At 40.8% G+C, this 19,925-nt stretch carries 18 protein-coding genes; 13 read left to right on the top strand and 5 right to left on the bottom strand.

Translation table 11 applies throughout. The annotated features are described in order from the left end of the window. The first annotated feature begins 19 nt into the window (after positions 1-19). From Q4575_RS13905 to lipA, 11 genes are all read left to right on the top strand, one after another. Entirely contained in the window at positions 20-655 is a 636-nt protein-coding gene (locus tag Q4575_RS13905; RefSeq protein WP_215964765.1) for a GNAT family N-acetyltransferase, read from the top strand. Between the two features lie 127 nt (positions 656-782). Continuing rightward, positions 783-1,112 (top strand): DUF962 domain-containing protein, encoded by a 330-nt coding sequence (locus tag Q4575_RS13900; protein ID WP_215964764.1) that lies wholly within the window; start codon positions 783-785, stop codon positions 1,110-1,112. Positions 1,113-1,214: 102 nt separating this feature from the next. Beyond that, complete coding sequence (gene rsfS / locus Q4575_RS13895) at positions 1,215-1,553, top strand: ribosome silencing factor (protein WP_215964763.1); 339 nt, start codon at positions 1,215-1,217, stop codon at positions 1,551-1,553. Positions 1,554-1,568: 15 nt separating this feature from the next. Further along, on the top strand, positions 1,569-2,039 hold the full coding sequence (gene rlmH / locus Q4575_RS13890) for a 23S rRNA (pseudouridine(1915)-N(3))-methyltransferase RlmH (RefSeq protein ID WP_272182398.1): 471 nt from the start codon (positions 1,569-1,571) through the stop codon (positions 2,037-2,039). Between the two features lie 20 nt (positions 2,040-2,059). After that, on the top strand, positions 2,060-3,994 hold the full coding sequence (mrdA, locus tag Q4575_RS13885; protein WP_215964761.1) for a penicillin-binding protein 2: 1,935 nt from the start codon (positions 2,060-2,062) through the stop codon (positions 3,992-3,994). A 1-nt stretch (position 3,995) separates the two neighbouring features. Continuing rightward, a complete protein-coding gene (gene rodA / locus Q4575_RS13880) occupies positions 3,996-5,111 on the top strand; it encodes a rod shape-determining protein RodA (RefSeq protein ID WP_215964760.1) in 1,116 nt (371 codons plus the stop codon). A gap of 1 nt (position 5,112) precedes the next feature. Then, positions 5,113-5,880 (top strand): septal ring lytic transglycosylase RlpA family protein, encoded by a 768-nt coding sequence (locus Q4575_RS13875; protein WP_303523266.1) that lies wholly within the window; start codon positions 5,113-5,115, stop codon positions 5,878-5,880. A 479-nt stretch (positions 5,881-6,359) separates the two neighbouring features. Then, entirely contained in the window at positions 6,360-7,514 is a 1,155-nt protein-coding gene (locus tag Q4575_RS13870) for a serine hydrolase (RefSeq protein ID WP_215964758.1), read from the top strand. 87 nt (positions 7,515-7,601) lie between these two features. After that, complete coding sequence (gene ybeD, locus Q4575_RS13865) at positions 7,602-7,874, top strand: DUF493 family protein YbeD (RefSeq protein WP_215964757.1); 273 nt, start codon at positions 7,602-7,604, stop codon at positions 7,872-7,874. A gap of 5 nt (positions 7,875-7,879) precedes the next feature. Then, positions 7,880-8,575 (top strand): lipoyl(octanoyl) transferase LipB, encoded by a 696-nt coding sequence (gene lipB / locus Q4575_RS13860; protein WP_215964756.1) that lies wholly within the window; start codon positions 7,880-7,882, stop codon positions 8,573-8,575. Then, entirely contained in the window at positions 8,562-9,533 is a 972-nt protein-coding gene (lipA, locus tag Q4575_RS13855) for a lipoyl synthase (protein WP_215964755.1), read from the top strand. Before lipB ends, lipA begins: the two co-directional genes overlap by 14 nt. Positions 9,534-9,689: 156 nt before the next feature. On the opposite strand, the gene Q4575_RS13850 is transcribed toward lipA, so the two are convergent. From Q4575_RS13850 to Q4575_RS13840, 3 genes are all read right to left on the bottom strand, one after another. Beyond that, on the bottom strand, positions 9,690-10,973 hold the full coding sequence (locus Q4575_RS13850; protein ID WP_303523265.1) for a vWA domain-containing protein: 1,284 nt from the start codon (positions 10,971-10,973) through the stop codon (positions 9,690-9,692). A gap of 153 nt (positions 10,974-11,126) precedes the next feature. Further along, the gene (locus tag Q4575_RS13845) at positions 11,127-12,821 is read right to left on the bottom strand and encodes an NAD-dependent malic enzyme (protein ID WP_215964753.1); all 1,695 of its coding nucleotides are present in this window, start codon (positions 12,819-12,821) and stop codon (positions 11,127-11,129) included. Between the two features lie 176 nt (positions 12,822-12,997). After that, positions 12,998-14,788 (bottom strand): alpha-amylase family glycosyl hydrolase, encoded by a 1,791-nt coding sequence (locus tag Q4575_RS13840; protein WP_303523264.1) that lies wholly within the window; start codon positions 14,786-14,788, stop codon positions 12,998-13,000. 210 nt (positions 14,789-14,998) lie between these two features. Between Q4575_RS13840 and hisF the strand changes: the two genes are divergently transcribed. Next, the gene (hisF, locus tag Q4575_RS13835; RefSeq protein ID WP_215964930.1) at positions 14,999-15,772 is read left to right on the top strand and encodes an imidazole glycerol phosphate synthase subunit HisF; all 774 of its coding nucleotides are present in this window, start codon (positions 14,999-15,001) and stop codon (positions 15,770-15,772) included. 105 nt (positions 15,773-15,877) lie between these two features. On the opposite strand, the gene Q4575_RS13830 is transcribed toward hisF, so the two are convergent. Then, positions 15,878-16,969 carry a PQQ-dependent sugar dehydrogenase gene (locus Q4575_RS13830; RefSeq protein WP_303523263.1) on the bottom strand — a complete coding sequence of 364 codons (1,092 nt, stop codon included), beginning with the start codon at positions 16,967-16,969 and terminating at the stop codon, positions 15,878-15,880. 155 nt (positions 16,970-17,124) lie between these two features. Next, positions 17,125-17,946: a DUF3025 domain-containing protein gene (locus Q4575_RS13825; protein WP_303523262.1), complete on the bottom strand. Its 822-nt coding sequence runs from the start codon at positions 17,944-17,946 to the stop codon at positions 17,125-17,127. 216 nt (positions 17,947-18,162) lie between these two features. Between Q4575_RS13825 and Q4575_RS13820 the strand changes: the two genes are divergently transcribed. Next, the gene (locus Q4575_RS13820) at positions 18,163-19,791 is read left to right on the top strand and encodes a M28 family metallopeptidase (protein WP_215964750.1); all 1,629 of its coding nucleotides are present in this window, start codon (positions 18,163-18,165) and stop codon (positions 19,789-19,791) included. Positions 19,792-19,925: the final 134 nt, after the last annotated feature.

Raw genomic sequence — 19,925 nt, 5'->3', positions numbered from 1 at the left:
GAATAAGGATTGTAAACGAATGTCTGCTACACAAGAACACTCGGAAGACTTAGGAATTAAAGCAATTTTATTAACGGCAGAAGAAATTAATCTCGCAGCCTCGTTGCTTTATGTTGCTTATCACGAAGATCCTGTATTTAAACATATTTTCGAAAGTGAGCGTCCAGATTACGATAAGCGTCTTCGTGCTGCGATCCGCGAAGAACTTGCGGCTTTTTGGCAAACTGAACAGCCTATGATTGGCCTCTATTCTGATGAACATTTACTCGCTGTTGCGTGTTTAATTGAACCGCAAACCGGATTGGAACCAGAACGTTTTTGGCACTGGCGCTTAAAAATGATGATCAACGCAGGCTATTTAAGCACTAAAAACATGATCGAAAAAGAAAAACGTGTCGCCGCTGCTATCCCATTTGACCACTATCATTTATTAACATTTATTGCCGTTCACCCTGACCATCAACATTTAGGATTGGGCCATTATTTGATCAAAGCCGTTGATTCAATTGTTAATGAAAATAGCCTATCTAAAGGTGTTGCGGTTTTTGTTACAAAAGAAAAAAACAAGCCTCTGTTTGACGGTGGCAATTATAAAGAATTAGAAGATATCACCATCGGCGATGTTTGCGGTACGCTCATGTTTAGAGAGAAGTAAAACGTCATTCAATACAGACTTAGCGGCAAACAAGTTAACCTTATAGTCTGATAATGTTTTAGATAAACTGAATGTAAATTCGAAACAAAAGTGAAAAAGCATAACAACGACAAAGGGAGATGAATAGATGAACGATGCACCCCCTCAAAAATTTTCATCATTTGCTGAATTTTATCCTTTTTATCTTGCTGAACACAGCAAACCAATGTGCCGAGCCCTTCATTACGTTGGCTCAACATTGGTACTGTTAACTTTGTTTTATGGTCTGTTCACATCCCAATATTATGTATTTTGGTATTTGCCACTACTAGGTTATGGCTTTGCTTGGATCGCTCATTTTTTTATTGAGAAAAACCGCCCCGCCACTTTTACCTATCCTTTCTATAGTTTTCTTGGTGATTGGGTCATGTTAAAAGATTTTTTATTTGGAAAGCTTCCAAAATCCACCTCAAAATAAGGTTTGTGCCATTAATTTGGGATTAAATCCGCGAACACTTTTACAAATCGGGCTGTGACGCGTAAAATTACAAACCTTAATTATAAATAGGCCAAACTTACTTTGTTAAATAAAGAAATATTAAATGCTGTTTTAGAAAATATAGACAGTCTTAAAGCTCGTGATGTTCAAACTATAAATGTCAGCAAAACATCTTCGATTACCGATTACATGGTAATTTGTTCAGGCAACTCTAAAAAACATGTGCAATCTATTGCAGACCACGCATTAACTGAAGCTAAGCATTCTGACAATCCACCGATTGGTATTGAAGGATTTACTGAAGGTGAATGGGTTTTAGTGGATTTAGGCGGCGTTGTTCTGCATGTGATGCAAGATGCCACTCGAGACTTCTACCAATTAGAAAAACTTTGGCAAGCCTCCAGCTCAAATGACGAATAAATTGCGACTGACCAAATGAAAATTCAGTTAGTTGCTGTTGGCACCAAAATGCCCAAGTGGGTAGAAATCGGTTTTGCTGAATATCAGCGCCGATTTCCAAAAGACTGCCAGTTTGACCTCACCGAAATTGCCGCCGGGAAGCGCGGTAAAAACGCAGACATACCTCGTATTTTGCAAGCCGAAGGCGAAAAAATGCTAGCGGCTGTGCCTCAATCAAATCGCATAGTAACGTTAGAAGTTACCGGTAAACCTTGGGATACTCACCAACTGTCTAAGCAACTGAGTCGTTGGCAGATGGACGGTAGAGACGTCAGTCTACTTGTCGGTGGCCCTGAAGGTTTGTCACCTGAGTGTATTCAACGTTCAGAACAAAAATGGTCCCTATCACCTTTAACCTTGCCACATCCGATGGTTCGCGTTATCGTGGCGGAAAGTCTATATCGAGCTTGGAGTTTAAATAATAATCATCCTTATCATAGAGAATGATTTTTATATAATTCAATCATATGCGCCGTAACTCCTATCAAATCCAAGACCATTCTGCTGAAGCAAATTTATTTGCGCGTCGAGCTATAATCTCGTTTGTTTTTGTGGTTTGCATGATGGGGGTATTAATCGGTAATCTCTATTATTTACAAGTCGCTTCTTACCAATCTTACCAAACTCGGTCTAACGACAATCGAATAAAAGTCCAACCGATTGCACCTAATCGTGGTGTAATTAAAGACATTAATGGCAATGTGCTGGCAACCAATGAACCCACGTTTTCATTGGAGATCATTCCCGAACTCGTCGACGATATGGATGAAACTATCGCTGCGGTTAGTGAGGTTATCGAACTTTCAGAAGAGCACATCAGCGCGTTTAAAAAATCAATAAAATACCAGCGTCGCTTTAAAGGCATGCCGATTAAGACAAAATTGACTGAAAAAGAAGTTGCATCCTTTAGTGTTCACCAACACAAGTTTCCAGGTGTTTCTATCGAAGCTCGTTTAGCGCGTTATTATCCCTATGATTCATTTCTGACCCATGCAGTAGGTTATGTCGGAAAAATAAATAAAAAAGACATTCATCGCTTAGAACAAAACAGTCAAATTCAAAACTATGCCGCAACACGGAGTATCGGAAAATTAGGAATTGAACGTTTCTACGAGACGCAACTCCACGGCATAACTGGCAGTGAAGAAGTTGAAGTTAATCACCGTAGTCGAGTGATTAGACAACTTAGTGTCACGCCGCCTATTCCTGGCAGCGACTTACACCTGTCCATTGATGTTGAAATGCAGAAAAAGGCCCAGGAAATTTTAGACGGGAATCGTGGAGCTATTGTCGCAATGGATCCACGCGACGGTTCAATATTAGCTCTGTACAGTAATCCAAGTTATAACCCTAATTACTTTGTTAGTGGTATAAGCCAAAAACTTTATTCTAAGATTGTTAATTCTAAAGACAAACCTATGTTAAACCGGGTAACGCAGGGCCAATATCCACCGGCTTCAACCGTTAAACCACAATTAGCATTACTTGGTTTGCATAACAAATTGATTACCCCAGAAACCACTATATGGGATCCTGGCTATTGGCGATTTCCAAACCTAGATGTTAAACGTCGTTTTAGAGATTGGAAACCATCTGGTCATGGCCATGTTAACTTGTCATTATCTATCCGCCAATCCTGCGATATTTATTACTATGATTTAGCCTATCGGCTAGGGATCGATGAAATTAGTAAATTTGGGCATCGGTTTGGCTTTGGCAATTACACTGGCATCGACTTAAAAGAAGAATCCAAAGCCAATATGCCTTCGAGGGAATGGAAAAAAGAACGATTTAAGCAACCTTGGTACAAAGGCGATACAATTTCTATTGGTATAGGCCAAGGATATTGGACAGCAACGCCAATTCAACTTGCGATGGCAACATCGGTTATGGTCAACAAAGGTACGGTCATCGAGCCTAGGATCGTCACAGGGATCACTAATCAAGGCGAATATCAAGCAACCCCCGTTAAAATCCGTGAGCCAATTGATGACGTAGAAACTGAAAATTGGGATCTCATTTTAAAGGCCATGTACGATACTGTAAATGCTGATAACGGTACGGCCCGTTCGGCCTTCGTAGGGTCAGTTTATAGTTCTGCGGGAAAAACCGGAACGGCGCAGCTTTTCTCTCTTGGTGAAGACGAAGAGTATGAAGTAGAAAAAGTTGCTGAACGTCAGCGCGATAACGCCATGTATATTGGTTTTGCGCCTTTTGATTCACCGTCAATTGTTATCGTGGTTGCCGTCGAGAATGCTGGCGGTGGTGGTTCTAACGCAGCGCCGATTGCACGGCAAATGATGGATTTGTATTTTGCTCTAGGTATTCCGAGTAAACGAAAAGTTGCTCCGTTAATTGATATCGTAGCGCCCGTTTCAACTACAGTTAAGGCCGGAGAATAAGATGGCAAAAACTGAACACGAAAAACGTCGTAGTTCGTTGTTTTTTCGCTTTCATATCGACATTCCGTTATTGCTCGGAATATTGACACTAATGGCGCTGAGTATGTGCGTCGTATATAGTGCCGGCGGTCAAAACATGGATATGGTTATTCGACAAGCGGTTAGACTTGGCATTGGCATCGTTGTGATGATTGTCGTCGCACAAATATCCCCATTTACTTACCAAAAATGGGCACCCCACTTGTATATCCTTGGCGTTGCGTTTTTACTCGCTGTATTGTTATTTGGCGATATGGGTAAAGGAGCCCAACGTTGGCTCGATTTAAAAATCGTTAAATTCCAACCATCTGAAGTAATGAAACTCGCTTTACCTATGATGATGGCGTGGTTTTTAAGTGTATTTACCTTGCCCCCTTCGAGTAAAAATACGCTATTTAGCTTTATAATAATCGCTATTCCAACGCTACTTATTGCCAAACAGCCTGATTTAGGCACCGCCATATTAGTTGCCAGCAGTGGATTTTTTGTGTTGTTTTTGGCGGGTTTAAGGTTTCGGATAATTATCGGTTTGCTCAGTGCATCTGTGCCGTTCCTTTATATCCTCTGGAACTTCTTGATGCATGGATATCAAAAGCAACGTGTGCTTACTTTCTTAAACCCCGAAAGCGATCCACTCGGTTCTGGCTATCATATTATTCAATCAAAAATTGCCATTGGCTCAGGCGGCACAAATGGTAAAGGATTTTTACACGGGACACAGTCGCAACTGGAATTTTTACCAGAACGCCACACCGACTTTATCTTTTCAGTCTTTAGTGAAGAGTTTGGGTTTATTGGGGTTTTAATGCTGATGTCTGTATATGCCTTTATTATCGCCCGAGGTATTTATATTGCGGTTCGGGCTCAAGAAGGCTTTGCTAAATTGCTGGCTGGCAGTTTGATCTTAACCTTTTTTGTTTATCTCTTTGTCAATATTGGAATGGTTTCCGGCCTTCTCCCTGTCGTTGGTGTACCGCTTCCACTCGTCAGTTATGGCGGCACCTCTATTGTGACGTTAATGGCAAGTTTTGGTATTTTAATGGCAATTAGCACCAATAAACGTTTATTAGCGAGTTAACATGAAGTTTGTATTTATCTTTGTAGCCTTATTATTGGCGTCTTGTACCAGTGGTCGATATGATCACAAACACGATAGCGCACCCGTTCGCCCGCCAACGGCAATGGAACTCGAAGATGCAAAAGTAGTGCACGAGCCTGTGGGACGTGGCAATAATCCTTACATCGTTTTTGGAAAAAAATACAAACCAATGCGAGATAGGAAACCTTATTCACAGCAAGGCATTGCTTCTTGGTATGGCAAAAAATTCCATGGGCACTTAACCTCAAATGGCGAAGTTTATGACATGTATGCCATGTCGGCGGCGCATAAAACTCTGCCTTTACCTAGCTATGTAAAAGTAACCAACCTTTCAAATAATAAAACCGTAGTGGTCCGAGTGAATGACAGAGGGCCATTTCATGAAAGTCGTATCATTGACTTATCCTATTCAGCGGCAGTGAAAATTGGGGTTTTTGACACCGGTACTGCCAATGTGAAAATCGAAACGATATTACCACCCCCTCTCAAACCTAAAAAGCCTACTGTTGCGCTTGAATCGTCACAGTATCAAATAAGAGTTTCTGGGTTTCAATCTCGTGATGAAGTCCGCGATACCGCTGTAGGGCTTAGTCATATGTTACATATTGACTCAAAGTTTATTGACGACTCACATCACCAAACCTTGATAATTGGCCCATTTGGCTCAGAAAAAGATGCCAAGCAGCTTAAACAAAAAGTACATGACTTTGGTTACCCAGAAGCAACATTGGAAGCCTATTCAAAATAGTCGAATTTCCGATTTCAGACTTTTAGATTGCTTACATTTGGGTTCTCGACTTTTAGCACTCTTAATAAGAACATACTATTTATCATACCGCAGAGCTAAACGGACCCACTTTAGTTTTCGTATTCGTTGTCGTAAATTCGCTTTGACGACCAACAAACAGTTACTTTGACCTGAAATAGTCACGCCTTCACTCGACATTTGTGTTGCAATCTTCCTCTTGGCTAGGCAATAGGCAAATTTTTGCGTCCATTTAGGCCACCGCATGAATTTATCTCAAACCTTATTTATTTCGTAAAACCCTGAACTCCATAGCCATTAATTTGTCACTTGTTAGGGGTATACCATTAGATTAAACAAATTGTCGGTTATTTCACTGGTCTGCTAGACATGCTTAGCTAACGTGTGGATAATATCGACCCTAAATAACACGCCTCATCCTTTTGTATTTAACTACTGTTATTGGAATTCAATTTTAAAACATGAAAAAATTATTAACTCGAATTATCTTAGTATCTGCCACGGTTTTCACCCTGAACGTTAACGCCAACTTTTTAGTCCCAAACCCGCCTTTAGTTAATGCCAAGGGTTACATTCTAATTGACTTTGACACTGGTAAGGTTCTCGCTGAAAAAAATGCGGATGAGCAACTTAACCCTGCAAGTTTGACAAAAATGATGACGAGTTATGTTATTGGTCGTGAAATTCAAAACGGCACAATTTCATTAACGGACATGGTAACTGTTAGTCACAAAGCCTGGTCAAAGAACTTCCCAGAATCATCAAAAATGTTCATCGAAGTCGGGAAAGAAGTTTCTGTTTCTGACTTAAATCGGGGCATTATCATTCAATCAGGTAACGACGCATGTGTGGCAATGGCAGAACATATTGCCGGGAGTGAAGATCAGTTTGCACAATTAATGAACTTGTATGCTGAAAAAATTGGCCTACATGATTCTCATTTTGTGAATAGCCATGGCTTAACTGCAGATGGCCACATGACTACCGCCCGCGATATGGCTAAACTTGGTGCCGCTTTAATACGCGACGTACCTGAAGAATACGCAATCTACCAAGAAAAAGACTTTACGTTTAATAACATTTCTCAAATTAATCGTAACAGTTTGTTATGGGATAAAAGCCTCAATGTAGATGGTATTAAAACCGGTCATACAGACGCTGCTGGTTATTCACTTGTATCATCAGCAACCAAAGGCGAAATGCGCCTTATCGCGGTTGTTATGGGTACCGCAAGTAAGCGAGCGCGTAAAGTTGAAAGCAAAAAGCTATTAAATTACGGATTCCGATTCTTTGAAACTTTAACCGCTTATGAAGCCGGTACTGAGTTTGCCAAGCAAAAAATCTACATGGGCGACAAAGATGAAGTACGTTTAGGTATAAACCAAAGCACTCCAATTACTATCCCTCGTGGTTATAGAGAAAAATTAACAGCAAGTTTCACTCTTGATAAAGAGTTAGAAGCCCCAATTAATAAAGGCGCTGTTGTTGGGACTCTGACGTTAAAAATTGAAGACGAACTCATTACCCAATATCCATTAGTTTCACTCGATGAAGTGAATGAAGGCAGTGTCTTTAAAAAGATAAAAGACTTCGTCAAAAAGAAACTCGACCTATAATAAATACGTTGAGTAACAAAAAACCGGTCTAAAGATCGGTTTTTCGGTTTTATTAAACCTTACCCCTACGAAACATGAGGTTTTAACATGACAGTAAAAGATACGAAATTTGACGAGTTATTGGATTTTCCTTGTCAGCAAACGTTTAAAATCATGGGCGTGGCGCACGACGACTTACCGGTTCACGTCATAACCGTTTTACAAAGGCTCGCTCCGGGTGATTACGTCCCAAAAATAAAGCCGAGCAGTAAAGGCAATTACCATTCACTTTCTATATCGGTAACTGTGACAAGCAAAGACCATATGGAACTTGTTTATAACGAACTTGGTGCACTTGAACTTGTGCGTGTGGTACTTTAGTCGTCATGACCAACCTAAATGACAAGCTTGTTATTCGTCAACTTGGTCGTTCTGATTACGAGCCAATATGGCACAAAATGCAGGACTTTACAGACCGCAGAAACGACGACACCGTCGATGAATTATGGGTGGTCGAGCACAACCCGGTATTTACACAAGGCCAAGCAGGTAAAGAAGAACATTTGTTAAATACCGGTGGAATTCCGGTCATTAAAGTAGACCGTGGTGGTCAAGTCACTTATCACGGTCCCGGCCAACTTGTTGTTTACTTATTGCTTAATTTACGTCGCCGTAAGATAGGTGTTCGTGAATTAGTTACTCAAATTGAACAATCAATTGTCGACTTACTGGCACAATTTGATATTGAAGCATATCCAAAAAAAGACGCTCCTGGTGTTTATGTTGATCAGAAAAAGATCGCATCCCTAGGATTGCGGGTTCGTAAAGGTTGCAGTTTTCATGGCCTTGCGTTAAACGTAGATATGGATATGGAACCGTTTTTGCGAATTAATCCATGTGGCTACGCTGGACTTGAAATGGTCCAGTCTAATCAGATTGGCGGGCCTTCCCACGTTTCTGATGCTGCAGATAGACTGACAAAAATACTGGCGCTTTCGCTTAATGCGAAGGACATTGAAATCACACAAGGCATAACGGATCTTGAACAAAGGTTAGTTGAAAAAAACGATGAGCAGAATTAAAACATCTCAATTAGAAGCAGGCGTTAAATTACGTGATGCAGACAAAATGGCGCTAATTCCGGTAAAGATCATGCCGACTGAACGCGAAACCATGTTAAGAAAACCTGATTGGTTGAAGATCAGATTGCCTAAGTCGAGCGAAAAAATCGACAACATCAAAAAAGCGATGCGTAGCCAAGGGTTAAGTTCTGTATGTGAAGAAGCGTCATGCCCTAACCTGCCAGAATGTTTTACCCACGGCACGGCAACTTTCATGATTCTAGGTGACATTTGTACTCGCCGTTGTCCATTTTGTGACGTTGCTCATGGACGCCCATTGCCTCCAAGTGCTCAAGAGCCAGAAAAGCTCGCCATAACCATCAAAGAAATGGGCCTTAAATATGTTGTTATCACCTCTGTTGACCGTGATGACTTGCGTGACGGCGGTGCCCAACACTTTGCTGATTGTGTGACTGAAATTCGTAAACATAACCCTGGCATTAAAGTTGAAATTTTGGTTCCTGATTTCCGTGGAAGAATGGACACTGCTCTGGAGATTTTAGGGACCGCACCACCGGATGTGTTTAACCACAATTTAGAAACAGCGCCTCGTATGTATCGTTTAGCTCGTCCAGGTGCTAACTACAAGTGGTCACTAGAATTACTTCAAAAATTCAAAGCACAACATCCAGAGGTTGATACTAAATCAGGGCTGATGGTTGGACTTGGTGAAACAAACGAAGAGATAATTGAAGTACTAAAAGATCTTCGCGAGCACGACGTAGACATGTTAACTATTGGCCAGTACTTACAACCAAGTAAACATCACTTGCCAGTAGAACGTTATGTACCGCCTGCTGAGTTTGATATCTTTAAAGCTGAAGCTGACAACCTAGGTTTTAAACATGCGGCCTCTGGTCCATTTGTACGCTCTAGTTATCATGCGGACAAACAAGCAGCTGGTGAAGAGGTTAAATAAAAATAGTCGACTGTAAAATCAGTCTCTATTAGATAAAAGGCGCCCATTGCAATCACATTGGGCGCCTTTTTTACATCGCTTTATCGTATAACCAAGATTAATCATTTAATCCTAAAGTTAACACCTAAAGTGCGATATCACATGAATGATTGCGCACTATTCTCCACAGATGCCATTTTGATAGTTACCTTTGGTTCGGACAATTTCGTTTTCTGTTGGTTCAGTACGAACGCCTGTGAACAAATCCAATATCACTCGACGGATATTACTGTCGAGACGTGTCACAACATAACAGTCTGCTGTTGGCTCTTCATGGGTGCCACCAACGCCTGAATCATCGGTTAGGAATATATACCGACTGTGTGTTAGCGCCGCCAAACCGCGCATTACAAACTCAGCTTTTAACGCTACACCACTGGCTGCGATCGGGATGATATGAATTTGCTGTTCACGTGCCTGTTGGCCAAGTTCCCAGGTTGTTATTAACGCTTCGTCGTGTGGTGGCGCGTCAGCGACTAACAACATCATTTTGGTCGCCTGTCCACGCCATTGTTGTTGTAATGCCTCGCCAATACCTCGTTCCATCGCCTCTGGGTAATCACCACCACCATCGTAATTCTGTTCTGACAAGTCATCGAGAATTTGGTCGACATCACTTGATAGGTCAAAGACTCGAGTAACATAAAGATCGCCATCATCACGGTACATAACCAATCCTAAATTAAGGTCAATGCCGCCTAATGAAACTGAGAGTTCATTCAATATCGAAGCCAGTTCAACTTTAAGATAAGCCAGTTCGTCCCCCATACTTCCTGTTGTATCAATTACCACCATCAAGTCTAACATTGACGGCGAATTTGCAAAGTCTTCTATTTTGAAATCAACAGTACGTTGGTCGCCTAATTCGCTAATTTTTATTGTTTTTGAAACTGAATAAGTATCATAAGTAACCGTAATATCAACCGTATCTGATAGGCTATCTAATGCAGGATAAAGGTGAACCCAACCAGCGCTAGGTGTTGAAAGTGAATACCCAGTATCACCAGACTGTATTGAAATCGTTGCACCACCGAATGGTTTGTCATCCATATCAACAACAGACAATTTAATTGCATTAGTAATATCAAAGGTAGGAAATTCAGAAAATTCTTCTGACCCCTGTAAAATAGAGGTTATATAATCTGAATAAAGTGCAGGATTAAGTAAGTCGTCATAATCGCCAGACGTTAATGTGCCGGCTTGAATTTCGGTTTCCGTACCGGTAGACGGGCTGACTTCTCCAGACCATAAAGCATCAGAATCGACACTTGTTTTGTCTGTGCCATCAGCAACGGGAGTCTCTGTGACGATTTCTGTATCGGAGTCAGCACTTTCAGTAACCACTTCACCACAGCCTCCTAACAAAGCCAATACAAAACACATTGTGGTAATTTTATTCATTCTTTCGTCCTTAATTTAATCCAGTCCATAATCTAGCAGGTCAAGTAACACCATGATGTAATCATTTGTTATCGAATGTTACTTGACCATTAATGCAGCTAGAGCTTGCAACAAGCTTTAAATCCGAATGCGTTTATAACCACAAACGTTCGATTAAACACTTACCCGCTTATACGGTCTATATTCTGGTTGCCAGAAGTTTTTATTAATTTTATCGCGTAATTGTTCATCGGATAACGGCAGCGCTAAACCTTGCTCTATAGCAACTTTAGCCACATTAAATGCGATGGTTTTACTTAACTCTGGTAAATCCACCAGCTTAGGTAATAACGCGCCATCATTATTTTCTACAACCGGACTCGCGTCAGCCAAGGTAACACTTGTGGCCATTAACATTTCATCACTAATCAACTTAGCACCGACTGCAATCACACCTAACCCAATACCTGGGAAGATATAAGCATTATTACACTGGGCAATTTCAAACGTTTCTCCATCAACTTCAACTTTACTAAATGGGCTGCCAGTGGCAACGATGGCTTGACCTTTAGTCCATTTCAGAATGTCTTCCGGACGGGCTTCTATTTGTTTAATTGGATTACTTAGTGGGAATATAATCGGTTGTTCTGTGCCTTTTGACATGGCTTTAACAACTTCTTCGGTAAACAATCCTGGTACGCCAGACACCCCGATTAAAATTCCCGGTTTGGCACAATGCATAACATCCAATAAACTTGGGTAGTCACCTGAGTACTGCCAGTCTTTTAGATTTTCTGCACTTTGAGTCAAAACTTGCTGAAAATCTCGTAAGTCCGTCATACCTTCTGAAACCAAACCGTGGCGGTCAATCATAAAGACTTGGCTACGTGCAGTTTTGTCGTCAACCCCCTCTGCCTTCATCTGCATAATGATTTGCTCAGCAATCCCACAACCGGCAGAACCAGCACCTACAAACACGACTTTTTGTTCAGATAGTTTTTCGCCTTTTTTGCGACATGCGGCTAACAAGGTTCCAACGGTTACCGCAGCGGTTCCCTGAATATCGTCATTAAAACAACAAACTTCGTCTCGATAACGTTTTAATAATGGCATTGCGTTTGGCTGTGCAAAATCTTCAAATTGGATCATAACGCCAGGCCAACGCTTTTGAGCCGCGCGTATAAACCGTTCAACAAATGCATCATATTCCTGTTGAGAAACTCGTTTGTGACGTTCGCCCATATACATTGGGTCGTTTAATAGCTTTTCGTTATTTGTGCCTACGTCTAATGTGATAGGCATAGTATATGCGGGGCTGATCCCACCACAGGCTGTATAGAGACTCAATTTACCAATTGGGATCCCCATACCACCAATACCTTGGTCACCTAAGCCTAAGATCCGTTCGCCGTCGGTAACTACGATAACCTTAACTTTTTGTTTAGTTGCGTTGCGTAGGATATCTTCCATTTGATCGCGTTCGGTATAGGAGATAAACAATCCCCGGTTACTGCGATAAATATCAGAGAATTTCTCACAGGCATCGCCCACCGTCGGGGTGTATATAATCGGCATCATTTCTTCAATATTGCGCTGCAACAATTTAAAAAATAAAGTCTCGTTATTGTCCTGAATTGCACGTAAATAGATGTGTTTGTTGATCGGATCGTCAAAACTTGAAAACTGGCGGTAAGCACGATCGACTTGTTCTTCTATCGTTTCATAACGAGGTGGTAGCAACCCCATCAAGTTAAAATTAGTTCGTTCCAATTTACTAAATGCTGTGCCTTTGTTTAACAACGGCGTTTCAATCAGTGCAGGACCGGAGTGGTGAATATACAGTGCGCTTTTTGGCTCAGGCTGGATCATTACTTTCCTAATTATTATTGTTGTCGGGTATCTGCCTATTTTAGTAATTTTTTAGCCATTTGTGAAAGACTTAGCGGTATTAATAGCAATTAATTTTAATTTAGTTAAAAACACCTTTAAAACAAAAAAGTCCCGAGCAATTTATTTGTCCGGGGCTTTTTCTGCGTTAGCGTAAACTATCGACCAATTCGGTATATACTCATACTTAATGCAGGTAACGTCGTCGAAACATCCCTGTTTTTCACATTCGCCTTTTTACCATAAATTAATTCAGCTGAATGACCTTCAATTGATTGGGTAAAGTTTTTTTCCTCAGTTGCAGAGTTAAAAACAACGATATAGTCTTCGTTATTAGCAAAAGAACGTTTGATCGCAAAAATCCCTGGTTCATCACTTGTTTGTAAAACCGTTTGTTTGCCCTGACGAAGTGCTTTGTGCCCATGGTATAACTCAGCATATTTAGCAAACTGCTGGTAAATAGGATGCGAAGGGTCAAAATTGTCATCGGCTGTGGTTTTACTCGTGCCATACAGATTATTATCATTATACTCTGGCGTCACTGAAGGCATCATGTCTTCGCGCGCACCGCGGTCCCCACCGTCGCCAGTGAATCCCTGCTCATCACCATAATAAATAACAGGAATACCGCGCGCAAAATACATCATCGCATTGGACAATAAAAAGCGTTGTATTTTTTCGTCTTCATCTGCATTTGGCAACGATTGGTCAAGCGTATAAGCAAGTCGTCCCACATCATGGTTACTGACAAAATTCATCAACAGATCAGCAGAGCTATTATGATCTTCGTATTTTACATCATGGCTAAATAAGTCCGCCAAATTGTCAGTGCCTTTTTGACTGGCAAATACATCCTTAACTCGATATTGAAATGCAAAATCTAAAACAGAAGGCATATCACCTGTAGTTGTGTAATGACTTAATACGTCGGTATCACCAGAGAAAACTTCACCAAACACAAAAAATTGTGGGATCCCAATAGACTGAGCAAACTCAGTTATCGCGGGAGTAAATTGCTGCCAAAATTCAATATTCACGTGTTTGACGGTATCAATTCGAAAACCGTCTGGTTTAAATTCTTTAATGAGATTATTGAATATTTCAATCATGCCTTTTACAACTTCAGGGTTGTCGGTATCAACATCATCAAGTCCCATAAAGTCACCATAAACAGAGTTTTCGCCCTGCCATGTACTATCACCTTGATTGTGGTAAAACTTAGGGTCATTTAACCATGCAGGGCTTTTTAACTCAGCGGTCCCCTCAGGTAAATATGGCGTATAACCCTTACCAGCTTTTGTATCGGCGATTGAACGATAATCACATAATGCGGTAGAAGTACTAAATTGAGGTTGGTCACTGCCATGGCATTCTTTGAATTTAATCACATCTGCGGTGTGGTTTGTGATGATGTCAAAAAACACTTTTATATTTTTAGCGTGGGCTTTGTCTATAAACTCTTTTAGATCCACATTGGTACCCAAATGAGGGTCAATTTCCGTAAAATCTAACGGCCAATAACCATGATAACCTGACGAATCGCCCTGCACTGCTTGATTACGGAGGATAGGCGTAAGCCAAATTGCCGAAATCCCTAAATCTTTTAAATAATCTAAACGCTTAGTAAGCCCCTTAATGTCGCCACCATGGTAATGCCCAGTGCTTTTTGGATCGAATCCACCAGAGCTAATTTTGATGGTTTTAGATCCTAAGTCATTGCTCGGATCACCGTTATCAAATCTGTCTGGCATAACAAAATAAAACACATCATCACGGACATCCCGAGTCAGATAATGTTCTGAAAATTCTATATCACCCGTAGCGTTTATTTTATTGCTTGCGTCTATTGATGTTTCCATCGAGCTTTTACCGCAACCACTTAACATTAAAAGAGAAGTTGTCACGGCTGCCATGCTAAGTATTTTCATACCTAAATATCGTTTTGTCATAAATTTAAAGCCAAATCCACTGTTGTTGTGACGTCAATTTAGCCGATCACAGGGGGCTTTGGGAACCTATTTACTGATGACTACGTATGCACTTTACGGATGTTAGGCATTTAATATAATTAATTCCTGAAAATAAAATTCTAGAGTCTTGACACTAAACATGTGGTCAGCGACCATTACGGTCCAGAATTTGTCATAGTTGAAGTATATATGTTAGCCAAACGGATCATTCCTTGTTTAGACGTTAAAGACGGTAAAGTTGTTAAAGGTGTTCAATTCAGAAACCATGAAACGATTGGCGACATAGTGCCATTAGCTGAACGTTATGCTGCCGAAGGCGCTGACGAACTTGTCTTTTATGATATTACCGCCTCTAGTGACGCTCGCGTTGTTGATAAAAGTTGGGTTTCTCGAATTGCTGAGGTTATCGATATTCCATTTTGTGTTGCCGGTGGAATTAAGAGTGTTGAGCAAGCCGGTGAAATTTTGGCAATGGGTGCAGACAAAATCTCAATAAACTCCCCAGCCTTGTTAAACCCAAGTTTAATCACTGAGCTGCATGACCGATATGGTCAACAATGCGTTGTAATCGGGATTGATTCATTTTTTAATGCGGAAACTGGTGAGTACGAAGTCTACAAATTTACCGGTGATGAATCTCGAACTCAAAAAGCAGGTTATCGTACACTTGATTGGATAGAAGAAGTGCAGTCTCGAGGCGCAGGAGAAATTGTATTAAATTGCATGAATCAAGATGGCGTTCGTAAAGGATATGACATCGAACAACTCGCTAAAGTTCGTGAGAAATGCAAAGTCCCTCTCATTGCTTCTGGTGGCGCTGGTGAAATGTCGCATTTCTATGACGTTTACCAACAAGCTGGTGTCGACGGAGCCCTTGCTGCGTCAGTATTCCATAAAAAAATCATCGACATTCAAGAGCTAAAATCGTATTTAATTAGCAACAATATTCCAATCAGAACCTAATAGTTAACGGAGCGAGTTTACCTAATTCGCTCCTTTTATCATCATAAACATTTTGTCGCAAAGTCAGTTCCACTGCCTGCTAGGGGTTTAGTGAAACTGATTTAACTAAGGTTTTGTCAGGCGAAGTAACTTACCACTGTCGGTGATCAAATATATCCGGCCAACGTCATCCAATTCAATATCTCTAATTCGCTCGCCGCGGTCTTTTAAATACACTTCTTGTTTCACTACTGACACTTGACCATTTTTATCGTTTAATCTAACAACTCTCATCTGCGTAAACTTTAACGCTGTTGCCAATATATGGCCATTTAGATCAGGGAACATTGCGCCATAATAAACCAACATAGATGACGGCGCGATGGACGGTGTCCATTGCAATAAAGGCTGTTCCATCCCCGCTTTATGAGTTAAATCACTGATGATATCCCCAGAGTAATCAACACCATAGGTAATTGCAGGCCAGCCATAGTTTTTCCCAGCCTGGATGATATTAATTTCATCACCGCCTTTCGGGCCATGTTCGTTAGAAAATAGAATTTTGCGTTTGTTGTCAAAAAACATGCCCTGTGGATTACGGTGGCCATAGGAATATATTTCAGGCAGTGTGTTCTTTTTACCAATAAACGGATTATCTGCCGGAATAGAACCATCGTCATAAAGCCGTATAATTTTACCAAGGTGTGAGTTTAGTTCCTGAGCTTGTTCTTTGTATAGGTAACCGTCTCCAACCCCAAAAACCATTGAATTATCTGCTAAAAAGCTAATTCGCCCTGCGTAGTGCAACGCTTGTTTTTTAGTCGGGGAAGCCATAAAAAGTGTTTTTACGTCGACAAACTCAGATCCCGTAAATTTTGTTCGGATAAGTTTAGTGTAGTTTTTCGTCGCCGTCCCTTCACCAAATGTAAAGTAAACGTACTTGTTTGATGCATAATTAGGGTGAGCATATACATCTAACAAGCCTCCTTGCCCAACATTATAAACGGAGGGTAAACCTTGAAGTGCAGGCAGCATAGTTTTGCCATCATAGAGTCGCACATCACCATCTCGTTCAGTAATTAACATTTTGCCACTGCCTATGTGACTTATGCCCCAGGGCCGTTGCAAATCGTCGGCTAATACATCTACTTTAAAGTCGAATTCAGCATGACTGTAAAAACTAACCACAGCCAACATACTCAAAATCATTTTTAACATACTGGTTCCTAGATAGTTATGAAATTAGCTCATCAAAGTTTGGCATATGACTCTAACAAAAAAATACCAATTAGTGCCCACCGGTTATGCTCTATCAGACAAACACTAATGATATAAACTCTACATTCAACCGCTGTTACTTAAATCGCAATTAATTATTTTCGTTTTGGCTGAAAATAATCTTCATTTAAATAAAAATCAGGATGTTCATTTTCAGAATACCAGTTAGGTACGCCTAACAATGGCAGCGGGAATAACTTTTGATTGTCGTCAAGGGCACCGGATTTAATATACTTTGCTAGTCTTTCGTCCACCATTCGATATTGAACGTTTAATGGTAACGACAACAACTCAGCGCTCATCTCTAGCGCTAGCCATTTTCCGGTTAAGCCGATATACGGTTTTGTTAACATCTCATAATTTGCATGTCCAAACTGAAACACACCAACCCCGTCGGCTTTAGCGCAGTGCCAAAGTTCGCGATTATCAACAAACGTTTCAGTCCATTGATGCGACTCCAATTTCGTTAAAACCTCTTTGTTTGTCGTTACCAATACGACTCCGCATTCATCAAACAAAGTTAAGGCGTTTCGTAATTTAGAACGTTGTTCCTTGCCATTTTTTTGGATGTCGTCAAAGTGCAATTTGTTAATTAACGCTTTAGTCTGCGGGAACAAACTCCATGTTAACGCGCCAAACACATCGTGCCACGACTGTTCACGAGTCGGTATTTTACCGGTTGTGTAAATCACTTCTTCGTAGGCCACAGCGCTAAAGTTTTCGCTGACCTTTTGCGGCACAAATTCAATCGCTTTGTTATTTAGATTGGTAATGTCATAAGGAAAAAGCGTCGCAAGCTCTTCACACGTTGGCCAGTTAGACCACTCGTCAAAGGCGACCAATCGATTAATATCGTCAAAAACACCTTGCGCTGCAAAGTCAGTGGTCCAATGGGTAAGTGGTTGGAATTTTTTCATTATTAAATATTACGCTTATTAAATACTTCCTCAATCAATAACTTAAAACAATATAATCGAGGATAAAATCGAATAAGCTGAGTATATCAGAAACGAAAAGTTTACACTTTCCAATATCTGAATTACTGCAGCATTATTTGCCACACGGTTCGCCTTGCGTATACTGATGAAGTTAAATGTTTCATTTTAAAACATTGCATTTATAGGAAATTGTTCATGTTTCGACACCCAGCTTTAAGAAAATGGATTGTTGCTTTATCCGTTGTAACAAGTCCATTGTTTGCTGCCAATGACAAAATGTCAGCTGCATACCTTTCTATTTCTGATCAAGACCTCGCCACTCACGTTAAAGAAATTGCCTCAGACAAATACATGGGCCGATTGCCTACTGGTCCGGGAGAGCAATTAATGCTTGATTATTTAACGACTAATTTTAAAAAATATGGTTTTCAACCTGGTAATGGCGACAGTTTTTTACAACCTGTTGATCTGGTCGAAATCGTTGCAAGTGAAGACCAAGTATTAACACTTGGCAATAAAAAATATCAATTTAGAAAAGACATGGTCATGGGCACCAGTCGCACAAGTGAACTTGAAAAACTAAAAAACTCAGAGCTTGTTTTTGTAGGTTATGGCATTAACGCACCAGAATATAACTGGAATGACTACGCCAATGTCGATATGAAAGGCAAAACCGCCGTTATACTTGTCAACGATCCGGGGTTTGAATCCGGCGACGACAGTAAATTCCAAGGTAAAACCATGACCTATTACGGTCGTTGGACATACAAATATGAAGAAGCGAGCCGTCAAGGTGCTGCCGGAGCTATTATCATTCATGAAACAGCGCCGGCATCATATGGCTGGAGCGTCGTAGAAAATAGCTGGACAGGCCCGCAATATGGACTTTGGAAAGACGACGGTAATAAGAGTCGAGTCGCCGTTGAAGGTTGGATCCAGCGTAATGTTGCCGTAGAGCTATTTAATCAGGCTGGACTCGATTTTGAAACTTACAAAAAACAAGCAATGAAAAAGCCAACAGCTGTAAATTTGAGTGGTTTAAAAGCTTCGGTCGTTGTTAATTCAAAAGTAAAAAAATCAACCAGCTATAACTTTATTGCAACCCTACCCGGCGCTAAACGCCCTGACGAACACATCATTTACACCGCCCACTGGGATCATATTGGTTTTGACGACACTAAAAAAGGCGACAAAATCTATAATGGGGCCCATGACAATGCTACGGGCATTGCTGGCTTATTGGAGTTAGGACAAGCATTCAGCATATTAAAAAATCGGCCAGACCGCTCAATTACTGTGCTGGCCGTTACAGCGGAAGAGCAAGGTTTGTTAGGCTCTAAGTTTTATGCTGAAAACCCAATTATCCCACTGAATAAATCCGTCGCGAATATCAATATGGACAGTCTTAATATTCTTGGAAAAGTCAAAGAAGTGGCTGTTCAAGGCTTAGGTAAATCAGAACTCGACAATTACCTTACTGTTGCTGCAGCAAAACAAAACCGAACTTTAATTAAAGGTAAAAACCCATCTGCGGGTTACTATTATCGCTCGGATCATTTTAACTTTGCCAAAGTGGGTGTTCCAGCCCTTTACGCTGGCAATGGCGAAACCCCTGTCGATGAAAAAACGGCGAAATACAGTAAAAAAATGAAGTTGGTTGTGCGCGGTTGTTACCACCAACCATGTGATGAATATCGTCGTAATTGGGACCTCACCGGAGCGCAACAAGACGTACAACTCTTTTTCGATATTGGCTATTCATTATCGACTAACGAAGACTGGCCAAAATGGTCAAAAACGTCCGAGTTTCAACGTTCAAAATAGTCAGATATTTAGTATTGTCTAATCTTCTGCGGCCCTTTCAATACGGGCCGCTTCAATCGAGTCCCAACCTCCAAAATTGTTCAATAAGTCTTCGTTTAATCGCCTACATTTATTAATTGCACAAAAATCACTTG

The organism is Psychrosphaera sp. 1_MG-2023 (assembly GCF_030548245.1).
In the GTDB taxonomy this organism is placed as follows: Bacteria; Pseudomonadota; Gammaproteobacteria; order Enterobacterales; family Alteromonadaceae; genus Psychrosphaera; species Psychrosphaera algicola.
This window is presented reverse-complemented; position numbering and strand designations above follow the sequence as displayed.

Excerpts from the sequence above, each read along its gene's own strand:
- Q4575_RS13905 (WP_215964765.1), top strand. The coding sequence starts at position 20 with ATGTCTGCTACACAAGAACACTCGGAAGACTTAGGAATTAAAGCAATT.
- Q4575_RS13900 (WP_215964764.1), top strand. The coding sequence starts at position 783 with ATGAACGATGCACCCCCTCAAAAATTTTCATCATTTGCTGAATTTTAT.
- rlmH (WP_272182398.1), top strand. The coding sequence starts at position 1,569 with ATGAAAATTCAGTTAGTTGCTGTTGGCACCAAAATGCCCAAGTGGGTA.
- mrdA (WP_215964761.1), top strand. The coding sequence starts at position 2,060 with ATGCGCCGTAACTCCTATCAAATCCAAGACCATTCTGCTGAAGCAAAT.
- rodA (WP_215964760.1), top strand. The coding sequence starts at position 3,996 with ATGGCAAAAACTGAACACGAAAAACGTCGTAGTTCGTTGTTTTTTCGC.
- Q4575_RS13875 (WP_303523266.1), top strand. The coding sequence starts at position 5,113 with ATGAAGTTTGTATTTATCTTTGTAGCCTTATTATTGGCGTCTTGTACC.
- Q4575_RS13870 (WP_215964758.1), top strand. The coding sequence starts at position 6,360 with ATGAAAAAATTATTAACTCGAATTATCTTAGTATCTGCCACGGTTTTC.
- ybeD (WP_215964757.1), top strand. The coding sequence starts at position 7,602 with ATGACAGTAAAAGATACGAAATTTGACGAGTTATTGGATTTTCCTTGT.
- lipB (WP_215964756.1), top strand. The coding sequence starts at position 7,880 with ATGACCAACCTAAATGACAAGCTTGTTATTCGTCAACTTGGTCGTTCT.
- lipA (WP_215964755.1), top strand. The coding sequence starts at position 8,562 with ATGAGCAGAATTAAAACATCTCAATTAGAAGCAGGCGTTAAATTACGT.
- Q4575_RS13850 (WP_303523265.1), bottom strand. The coding sequence starts at position 10,973 with ATGAATAAAATTACCACAATGTGTTTTGTATTGGCTTTGTTAGGAGGC.
- Q4575_RS13845 (WP_215964753.1), bottom strand. The coding sequence starts at position 12,821 with ATGATCCAGCCTGAGCCAAAAAGCGCACTGTATATTCACCACTCCGGT.
- Q4575_RS13840 (WP_303523264.1), bottom strand. The coding sequence starts at position 14,788 with ATGACAAAACGATATTTAGGTATGAAAATACTTAGCATGGCAGCCGTG.
- hisF (WP_215964930.1), top strand. The coding sequence starts at position 14,999 with ATGTTAGCCAAACGGATCATTCCTTGTTTAGACGTTAAAGACGGTAAA.
- Q4575_RS13830 (WP_303523263.1), bottom strand. The coding sequence starts at position 16,969 with ATGTTAAAAATGATTTTGAGTATGTTGGCTGTGGTTAGTTTTTACAGT.
- Q4575_RS13825 (WP_303523262.1), bottom strand. The coding sequence starts at position 17,946 with ATGAAAAAATTCCAACCACTTACCCATTGGACCACTGACTTTGCAGCG.
- Q4575_RS13820 (WP_215964750.1), top strand. The coding sequence starts at position 18,163 with ATGTTTCGACACCCAGCTTTAAGAAAATGGATTGTTGCTTTATCCGTT.